Below are 8,651 nucleotides of genomic sequence, written 5' to 3' on the forward strand. Positions count from 1 at the left end.
GTTGGTGCGGGTGTTGGTGCGGGTGTTGGTGCGGGTGTTGGTGCGGGTGTTGGTGTTGGCGAGCCTGAAGAACCGACAATCGTAATTCGTGTTGGTTCTACTATCTGAGGGCCGGGGTTGGAATAAAGTCCGTATGCGATCGTATTTTCCTTCTTTGGACCCCCAGTCGAAATGGTGCCAGCAGTACCGTTGAGTCTGTTATAGTCGCGCCCAACGCTGAAAAGACTATTCGAGGATTGTTGGCCCCGGTGGCGAATTATGATATCTCCACCGTTAGCGCTAATAGTCGCGGCCGCAGAAATGCTGCAAGAAGCTGGCGCCAAGCAGTTGCTATTGTTGCTGAAAGTGCCTGTGGCTCGGAAATAACGGTCGGCTGTAATCTCAATGTTTCCTCCCGCTGTTCCGCCTTGGGTGTTGATACGGATTACTTCAATGTCGTTGCTGGCTTTGAGGGTGACTTCGCCACCTTTTTTTTCTTCGGAGTTGCCGTCTATGAACCCTGTTTGAATGCTGCTGGAGGGTGCTGCTATGCTAACGTTTCCGGCGTTGCTGGTTTTCTCTGTGGAGCTTGTGTTGATGTTGCCTGTCTCTACTTTTCCTGTACGGCTGGTGACGCTGATGTTGCCGCCTGCTGCGGTGGTGGAACTGGCATTGAGAGCAGCGGTGCTAATGTCGCCGCTAGCTTGCAGCCCGATCGATCCGCGTATTGAGTCGCTTGGGGTAGCCGTCAGGTTTCCGCTCACTGCAATGCTGTTGGCTGCTTGAATTTCGATCGCCCCAGCGCTGACACCTTTTAGTGCTACGTCTCCCGCCACTATTGCTCGGTTGGACGGGGTGAGTACCACTTGACCGCTAGCGTTGACGCTGATGCCTGTAGCGTTAGCTTGACCGATGCCTGTGAGCAGTTCTGGCAATGATGCTACAGCCAATGTGGAAGCTGTACCGGATGTTCCCGTGCCCCCGGTTGCTGATGGCTGGATTTCCAAACTCAGCAGGTTCCCGGTCTGGCTGACTCGCACTAAATTTTTGTTCGTGACTGATGCGACGGTAATTTGACCGCCTGGGGCCGCCAGATTGCCGGTGCTGACAACGGTGCCGCCAAGTAAGGTTAAGTTCTGCCCTGACTTGACTGCTAAGTCGGCGGTGCTGATAATTGCTCCGGCTCGATCGGCTCCAAATGTAAAGGAATTGGGCGTGCCTGTCAGAGATGTGTAATTGTTAGTACCTGTAGAGTTAAACGAGTTAGAACCCAATCCAATAGCGGTAGCGGTGGTTGCAGTGAAAGAAGCCGGCACGTTTAAGCTGGCACTGTTGCCAAAAATGATACCGGATGGATTCATCAGAAACAAGTTAGAATTGCCGCCTGTTACTTGAATTAAGCCGTTAATAATTGAGGGGCTCCCCCCCCCGACGCGCGCTAGAATGTTGCGAATGTTCGGGTTTGAGATAAAGTTAGCAATCTGATTTTGCGACAAGCCAAATTGTGTAAAACTGTGAAAAAGATTTTGGCGATCGCTCGATAATTGTCCGCCTTGAATGTCTAAGCGAGTTTGTCCTGCTGGAGTTACCGTTGGGGTTGCAGGAGTTACTGTTGTACCAGTTCCATCCGCCGCCGGTACAATGGTTTGAGCTTCGGCTTTTGCTTGCCAAAAGTAAAGATTTATTAAGACTATTTGCAGAGACAGTACCAGTTTGCTGATTCTTGCTTTAGACAGGAATTTCGCCGGAATTTGCATATTTTTGGCGGTTTTCATAGCTTCTTAAAGTGTGAAATATATAAATTACAGGGATCTGTTCCGGGTGCATTTGCAAGCGAATATGTTTCAAGGGGCGATCGCATGACCTCGATAAATATCAGATTATAACTAATAATTTGTATGCGGTCATACGAGAACCATCCTCAGAAACCAGATGCACCCTCTGTTCCAGACACCGGTTGGTAGAAAAATTTTGGTTGAAGAAGCTATATCTATCAAGCAACCGGATTGCTGACCGAAAGTTCGTTGATGACTAAATGAGTAAAAATGGCCACCGCATATGCAATTTCCCTAGCGCATCTTCTCCCCAACCTTAATATAACTGACCTTAGCTAAAATCTGTATCTTCCCCATGACATAAAAAATTGCTGTTCCAAACCAATGCACTCGGACAGAAACCTAGTTATTTAATTATTCTTGAGAGTTGCGTTCCCACGAATTATGGGAATTGAAAAACCCGGTTTCTGCTTTCCATACTGACTATAAAAAAAACTTTTAAAATTTAGGGTTTCATTTTATACTAAAAAAAAAGCATACTCTACAATCATTTGCCTTAAAAATTATGACAATAAAAATTAAGTGAATATTTTTAAGTATTAAAAAATCGGGTTTTAACGAAAATACTTAGTTGCAGTCAAAAACTACATTCAACAGTTGACCGCTTGAGGGTTGACCTGTGACAGTTTGAGAGCGACCTCTACCTATAAGTCCGAGGATTGGAGTAATGAATAGTCTGATTTTAATTGATCCCGCTCTGGCGGGCGGGCTTTCAACCAATTCTTTCTGGCAAAAAAAACTTGGTTGTGAAGGTTTGTGTGCCTGTGGCAGAATCTTGGCAATAGGAGGTTGGGTTGGAAATTGGAAGGCGATCGGTAGAATTGTTGCCTAAATTTTTGAGCGATCGGCAAATCGCAGATTAAGTTACATAGACGCAGACTAACGCAGATAATTTCCATAGCTAAGAACCGACGGCAATCTTATCGGGAATTGCTCGCCTGTAACCGAAAAAATCAGAAAGGCTATAAGTTTTGGTGTTCCATGATAATTTTGCATCGACTATGTGCTAGACAAATCTTGTTTCCATCCGTTAGATCCCTGATACTGCAACGGATGTCGAACTTATTTATTGGTTCGCCTCTCAGTCAAATTTTGAGAATGTTCAGAAACCCGGTTATTGAAAAAACCGGGTTTTTCGGTTTCTTGGTGTGAGGTGAGAGTGCAGTAAAACTACTTAAATCTGGCTCAGTTCCCTCTGACAGCCACATTGGCTATTGTCGGTTTCGAGCGGCTGCTTTTAGGTTTTAATCGATCGCGCCGCGTTACTGTTTAATGGGTTGTCGCGGCAGATTTGTGGAATGATTTAAGAGTTAATTAGGAGAATTTTGGACGGTGGGCGAGGGACTGGGTACAGCAGGACTGGGTACAGCAGGGCTGGGTACAGCAGGACTGGGTACAGCAGGACTGGGTACAGGAGTGGATTGGTTGGATTTTTTGAGACCGACAAAAGCGTCGTAGCGGGTGGTACGATCGCCAATGACTGCTGCTGTGATGCCGATCGACCGCATGGCATCGATCCAGATTTTTTGGTTGGGAGGAAACTCCGGTAAAGCTAGGTTTTTCGGGTTAAACGCAGTCTCGGTATCGATGAAGAAATTGCCGTTGTGGGGTTTGAGTTGCGATCGTACAGTTTTTTGGAACAATTCGCTGCTTAACAGCGGACTTTTCGGCGCCGGAACGATCGAATCAACCACGGGAGCTCCTACTGTAATAAATGCCACATCGCCCGTCCAGCCGCGAGTTACTGTAATTCCTCCGAAGGGCGATGTCCATTTAGTTGCAGGTTGACCGCCGAGTTGAATTTCCTCAACTCTAAACCCTTTCGTTTTCATCGTTTCATCGAGCTGTTTCAGGGTTTTGTTAGCTGCGCTGCGGTTGTTTGTTTCTACCATAAATACAAATCCCGCAGCATATTTGTCTTTGGGAGTCTGCGCCAGGGCCGGTATTAATGATACAGAAAATTCTCCGGCCATCCAGTTGATAACGTCTTTGTCTAAATCTAATCCGGTAGTGGATTTTAAACCAGTGCGCAAAACTTGGGGATTAACTGGCGAGAGGGGGTTAGCATCAGCTCCTGATACGTAGTCTTGCCACAGACGCTGCAAGTTGCCGCCCGATACCATCATAATTGTATTATTTGGCAGGCGGTTAGCCATTTTCAGAGCGTTGTTTTCTACTGCTATACGAATATTAGAGTCTGGTTTTAGCCAAGAGATTGATTTGAATTCTATTCCTTCTACATCCAGGGTCGCTGTGGTGGCAAATCCTTGATTTTGTTGCAGTTTTTCGAGGTTTTCCGCCGAAATTTCTCGGGATGAGTTGGCCGCTGTATAAGCAGCCGCAACCGGGATGTTGACGTAGATTTGACCGAAGGCGCCGGGATTTTTGATTTGTTGGATGGCGTCTCCATAGCCGGGGGTTTTGGCGAGGGATGGTTCGCCTTTGTAGGTGTCGATGATTCTGTCTGTGGCGCTGGGATCTGTGGTGACTGCTAGATAGTTGGTTCCTAGTACCGCGACTGAGAAATTGCGATCGGGTACGCCTTGAGTTTCTGTAACTTGCACTCCTTTGTAATTGCGCTCAACCATTTTTCCTTGGTTGAGGGGTCTGGGTTTTGCTAATAATTCTTTGGCTTTGATCGGGTTGGCAATTGGCAGGATAATTGCGACTGACTGTTGAATTGGCGGACGCGGGGGCGCGTTGGGTGCTGATGGGGGGACTGGTATTGCTATTTTGTTTCGCAGAAAGGCCACCATTGCAGTATTCCCCACCCACGGTTGAATGTCTTGGGCGTAGGCGTAACCGTTGTTTGTCAGCAGGCGATCGCGCATTTCGCTTAAAAACCTTTCAAACGAAGCTTTTGACTCTGGCGTACCAAATTCTCCGAGTTTTTTCCACTGCGATTCATCGGTGCTGATGGATAGAGCCATCATCGCATCTTGGGGAACGACGGTTGCTCCCGGCGGCAAATCTTTGGCTGGGCCTCGGGAAATGACGATCGAGTAGGTGAGAAAGCCTAAACCGATCAAAAGTGTGGCGGCTCCGATCGTAAACAGCAGGGAAGATTTATCTTTCTTAAACATTATTCGTAAGGTTCGGGTGCTCGCAACATGATAGATGATTCTTGGCTAATGTAGCAGATAGATTAACTGATACCTTTAACCGCGCAAATATACGAAACTCTAATTTACCTCTCCGGGCACAACCTCAAAAATCATCCTTAGTTAAATCACACAGCCGATCGGTGTCAGCAGCAGCAGTGCTGTCAACAAATACGTCAAATGTAATACCCGTATAATGTTTGAGTCTGCAATCGCCTGCATTCCCCCGCGCTCCCCTGCGATGCGCCCCAGAATTTAGATGATTGCTTCCCCCTGTTCGATCGAGATGCCAAGGGGAGCAATAAGTAGAAGGATGAAGGCAGAAGATATACATAGCAAGCTCGATCGCGATCGGTATTTTACGTTTAATTAGCTGGACTTACTTACTCGCTGTCAGCGAAAGTTTTCCAGGGTTTCGGTGGAAAGTTGACACCCGTGCAGCAGGCTGGAATTGCATCAATCTTCGAGCGATCGCTCAACGGCAGATTTAGGGCCGATTAACGCAAGTAATCTCCCGATATTTTGCCGATGAATGCAATGCCAGTAAGATTAATTAGTTGAATTAGTTTCTGGCCTGAAAGTCTTTAAATATAGTTTGAAATGAGTACATCAGGCGGTGAACATTGTTTGTGGCTCTCGGAAAAATGTTGAGTTCCCATTTTTTGCGAGCGGTAGTTAGCAGTTTTGCTGTGGGTTGCGAGTAACTGTTAGAGATGAAATAGCTGCCGCCTTCGTAGCGAATGTCTGACGCCAATCCGATAAAAGCGCCAGCAGTTTCTAGTTGGAGTTCCGAGGTAGAGTATTCAGATTTTACTGCTAAAATTACTTGCGAGTGTCGCGGCTCGCGTTCGAGCAAGCGGCAGATATTTGCTTCCTTTTGGTACAAAATTAAAAGGTTGCAGTTGTGCAGAACTCCGGCTCTACCTTGGACTTTTACTCCTAGGTGAATTTCGAGGGCGGGTTTGTTGGGAAATTCCACCACAGCATGAGTGTATGGATGTGCATTTCCGTGAATTTTTCCCGCGGTTTTTCTAAATGTTAAATATTTTGGTGTTTCGTCATCTACAACATTGTTGTAATAAACAGTCCCACCTTCATTAGCAACTGCTTTGAGCAGGATCGTGAATAGGTAAGCATCAAAAATGCTTGCTTGTTCTGCCGCTTTGTTGAAATCTGGGTCGATCGAGCTTTTTAATTTGCTTTTAATCTCGGAGTTGAGCGCGTAGTTGCTGGGCCCGGAGGGCAGTTTTTCCAGCAGTTGCTTGAGGGCGATCGCCTGTTTGTGGCGCGGGGCTGTCACGCTGGATGTAAACTCGATGGTTTGGGCTGTTTCTGTACCAGAATTGGCAAAGGTAATTTTTGTACCCAGAGGAGAGCTTTCTGATTCTACTTTCAAGAAATAAGCAATTTCGTCTTCCATCTCCGAAGAGTTCACGGTTGCTTGCTCGACAGCCTCAATTAACAGCAAAAGCTGTTCTTTTGCGGTATAATCTTGTATCTTCAGTAGCGGTGTTTTTCGTTTGAGCGATCGCTCTTCAATTGTTTTGCCAATCTCTACAGTTTCCGCTACTTGTTTAACGACCCAATCCAATTTAAACTCATCCAGAATTGCCGCCAGTTCTTGATAGAGTTTGGTATACTCGATCTCATCCATAATTGCTTCTGCGTTGGACACTATTCTAATTATACAAGCAGATTTGATTTTTTGGTCAATGGCCTGCGAGCAGAGAGCAGGGATAGGGTTCTTGCTGCGGCTACACTGACAAGTCGGGGAAACTCGTGGTAGAGAGGGGAGAATCTGGGATGGGAGATGGGGGAGGTTGAAATCTGCCGTTCCGTGAAGCTTGCTCAAACAGGACGGATAGCAGATTTGATGTTTTCCAACTAATTCTAGACTCTCTCGCAGGTAGTACAAGCCTTCACAGTCTTATCTCCTTGACAATTCATCAATTTATCAATTTTTAAATCTAAAATCTAAAATCTAAAATCTAAAATCTAAAATCTAAAATCTAAAATCTAACTGGCAGCCCTACAGTTATCAATGCTTGCCGATTCCTCAATTCCCCAATTCCTCAAATTTCAAATCTAAAATTTCAAATCTAAAATCTAAAATGGTATAAGCTATTGTACGACATTTGCAGCGATCGCACTATGGCAACTATCAACGACAACTACCTCAAACTCAAAGCCGGCTACCTGTTTCCCGAAATTGGCCGCAGGGTGAAAGCCTATGCGGAGGCGAATCCCGGTGCCCCCATCATCCGGTTGGGGATTGGCGACGTAACGGAACCCCTACCAGCAGCTTGTCGCGAGGCGATGGTGGAAGCGATAGCAGACATGGGTTCCCACGATACTTTCAAAGGATACGGCCCGGAACAAGGTTATGAATGGCTGCGACAAAAAATTGCCGAGCACGATTTCCAATCGCGGGGATGCGACATCGATAGCGAGGAAATCTTTATTTCGGACGGTTCTAAATGCGACTGCGGCAACATTCTAGATATCTTTGGCAATAATAATACGATCGCAGTTACAGATCCAGTTTACCCGGTGTACGTAGACACTAACGTCATGGCCGGACATACGGGAGATGCCAACGAAAAGGGCGAATACGAAGGTTTTGTGTACTTGCCAATTTCGGCAGACAACAATTTTACAGCCTCCATTCCCACAGACAAGAAAGTCGATTTAATTTACTTGTGTTTTCCTAACAATCCGACAGGCGCAACTGCCACGAAAGAACACTTGCAAGCTTGGGTAAACTATGCTAAGGCAAACGGTTCGATTATTTTCTTCGATGCCGCCTACGAAGCATATATTACCGATCCGAGTTTGCCGCATTCTATTTACGAGATTGAAGGCGCGCGCGATTGTGCGATCGAATTTCGTTCGTTTTCCAAAAATGCAGGTTTTACTGGTACTCGCTGCGCCTTTACAGTAGTCCCGAAGACTTTGACAGGAAAAGCTGCTGACGGTTCGGATGTGGAAATTTGGAAGCTGTGGAACCGCCGCCAGTCTACTAAGTTTAACGGTGTTTCTTACATTGTGCAGCGCGGTGCAGAGGCGGTTTATTCTGAGGAAGGTAAGGCACAAATTCAGGCATTAGTCAATTTTTACATGGAAAATGCCAAGATTATTCGCGAAAAATTGACCGCAGCCGGAATTCAGGTTTACGGTGGCGAAAACGCGCCTTATGTGTGGGTGAAAACGCCTCACGGTTTGACGAGTTGGGAGTTTTTTGATAAGTTGCTGAATACTGTGAATGTTGTGGGAACACCGGGTTCTGGTTTTGGTGCGGCGGGTGAAGGTTATTTCCGCATTTCGGCGTTTAATACTCGGGAAAATGTGGAGGAAGCGATGAGACGGATTGGCGAGAAGTTTAAGGTTTAGGCTCTAAGGCGATCGCCAAATTGAGTGCAGCAACACGGAAAAATACCGCAGCAATTATTTGCGAGGCTCGTTTGGGTGGTAACAGCTTCTGTGCGGTAAATTACCCACAATCTAAACGGTTAGATCGTTGGGAATGCCAGTCCCCATCGTCTGAGGGGTTGATTCCGAACGATCTAAGCAATTTTATTGACAGGTTTGAGGGGGACAGAAGCTGAGATCGTAAACTTTATTTGCGTCTACCCAGCCGTGTTGCGGGCTAGCTGTGCGATCGCCCGCCAGAGCGATCGATCGTAAGTAAGTCGGTGTAAATAATTCAAGGTTTGTAGGTATCGGCTCCATCCCTGTA

General features: G+C 46.4%; 6 protein-coding genes. 2 read left to right on the forward strand and 4 right to left on the reverse strand.

All coding sequences use genetic code 11. The features are described from left to right. On the reverse strand, window positions 1–1,754 hold a 1,754-nt coding region (locus QT974_RS22590), incomplete at its 3' end, for a two-partner secretion domain-containing protein (RefSeq protein WP_333470664.1). 727 nt (window positions 1,755–2,481) lie between these two features. On the opposite strand from QT974_RS22590, the gene QT974_RS22595 reads away from it, so the two are divergent. Beyond that, the gene (locus tag QT974_RS22595; RefSeq protein ID WP_333470665.1) at window positions 2,482–2,646 is read left to right on the forward strand and encodes a hypothetical protein; all 165 of its coding nucleotides are present in this window, start codon (window positions 2,482–2,484) and stop codon (window positions 2,644–2,646) included. A gap of 478 nt (window positions 2,647–3,124) precedes the next feature. On the opposite strand, the gene QT974_RS22600 is transcribed toward QT974_RS22595, so the two are convergent. The 3 genes from QT974_RS22600 to QT974_RS22610 all read right to left on the reverse strand — a co-directional run bounded on the left by QT974_RS22600 (window position 3,125) and on the right by QT974_RS22610 (window position 6,569). After that, window positions 3,125–4,897, reverse strand: a complete 1,773-nt coding sequence (locus QT974_RS22600; RefSeq protein WP_333470666.1) for a DUF3352 domain-containing protein — start codon at window positions 4,895–4,897, stop codon at window positions 3,125–3,127. Window positions 4,898–5,021: 124 nt separating this feature from the next. Beyond that, window positions 5,022–5,249, reverse strand: coding sequence for a hypothetical protein (locus QT974_RS22605; RefSeq protein WP_333470667.1), 228 nt, complete (start codon window positions 5,247–5,249; stop codon window positions 5,022–5,024). Window positions 5,250–5,477: 228 nt separating this feature from the next. Beyond that, complete coding sequence (locus tag QT974_RS22610; protein WP_333470668.1) at window positions 5,478–6,569, reverse strand: hypothetical protein; 1,092 nt, start codon at window positions 6,567–6,569, stop codon at window positions 5,478–5,480. 497 nt (window positions 6,570–7,066) lie between these two features. Here QT974_RS22610 and QT974_RS22615 point away from each other — a divergent pair, with 497 nt between their 5' ends. Continuing rightward, window positions 7,067–8,305 carry an LL-diaminopimelate aminotransferase gene (locus tag QT974_RS22615; protein WP_333470669.1) on the forward strand — a complete coding sequence of 413 codons (1,239 nt, stop codon included), beginning with the start codon at window positions 7,067–7,069 and terminating at the stop codon, window positions 8,303–8,305. Window positions 8,306–8,651: the final 346 nt, after the last annotated feature.

It is taken from the genome of Microcoleus sp. BM001215392 (assembly GCF_036700185.1).
Lineage (GTDB): Bacteria > Cyanobacteriota > Cyanobacteriia > Cyanobacteriales > Microcoleaceae > Microcoleus.

Bases quoted from the DNA above. Each gene is read 5' to 3' on its own strand.
- QT974_RS22595 (WP_333470665.1), top strand. From the start codon at position 2,482: ATGAATAGTCTGATTTTAATTGATCCCGCTCTGGCGGGCGGGCTTTCA.
- QT974_RS22600 (WP_333470666.1), bottom strand. From the start codon at position 4,897: ATGTTTAAGAAAGATAAATCTTCCCTGCTGTTTACGATCGGAGCCGCC.
- QT974_RS22605 (WP_333470667.1), bottom strand. From the start codon at position 5,249: ATGTATATCTTCTGCCTTCATCCTTCTACTTATTGCTCCCCTTGGCAT.
- QT974_RS22610 (WP_333470668.1), bottom strand. From the start codon at position 6,569: ATGGATGAGATCGAGTATACCAAACTCTATCAAGAACTGGCGGCAATT.
- QT974_RS22615 (WP_333470669.1), top strand. From the start codon at position 7,067: ATGGCAACTATCAACGACAACTACCTCAAACTCAAAGCCGGCTACCTG.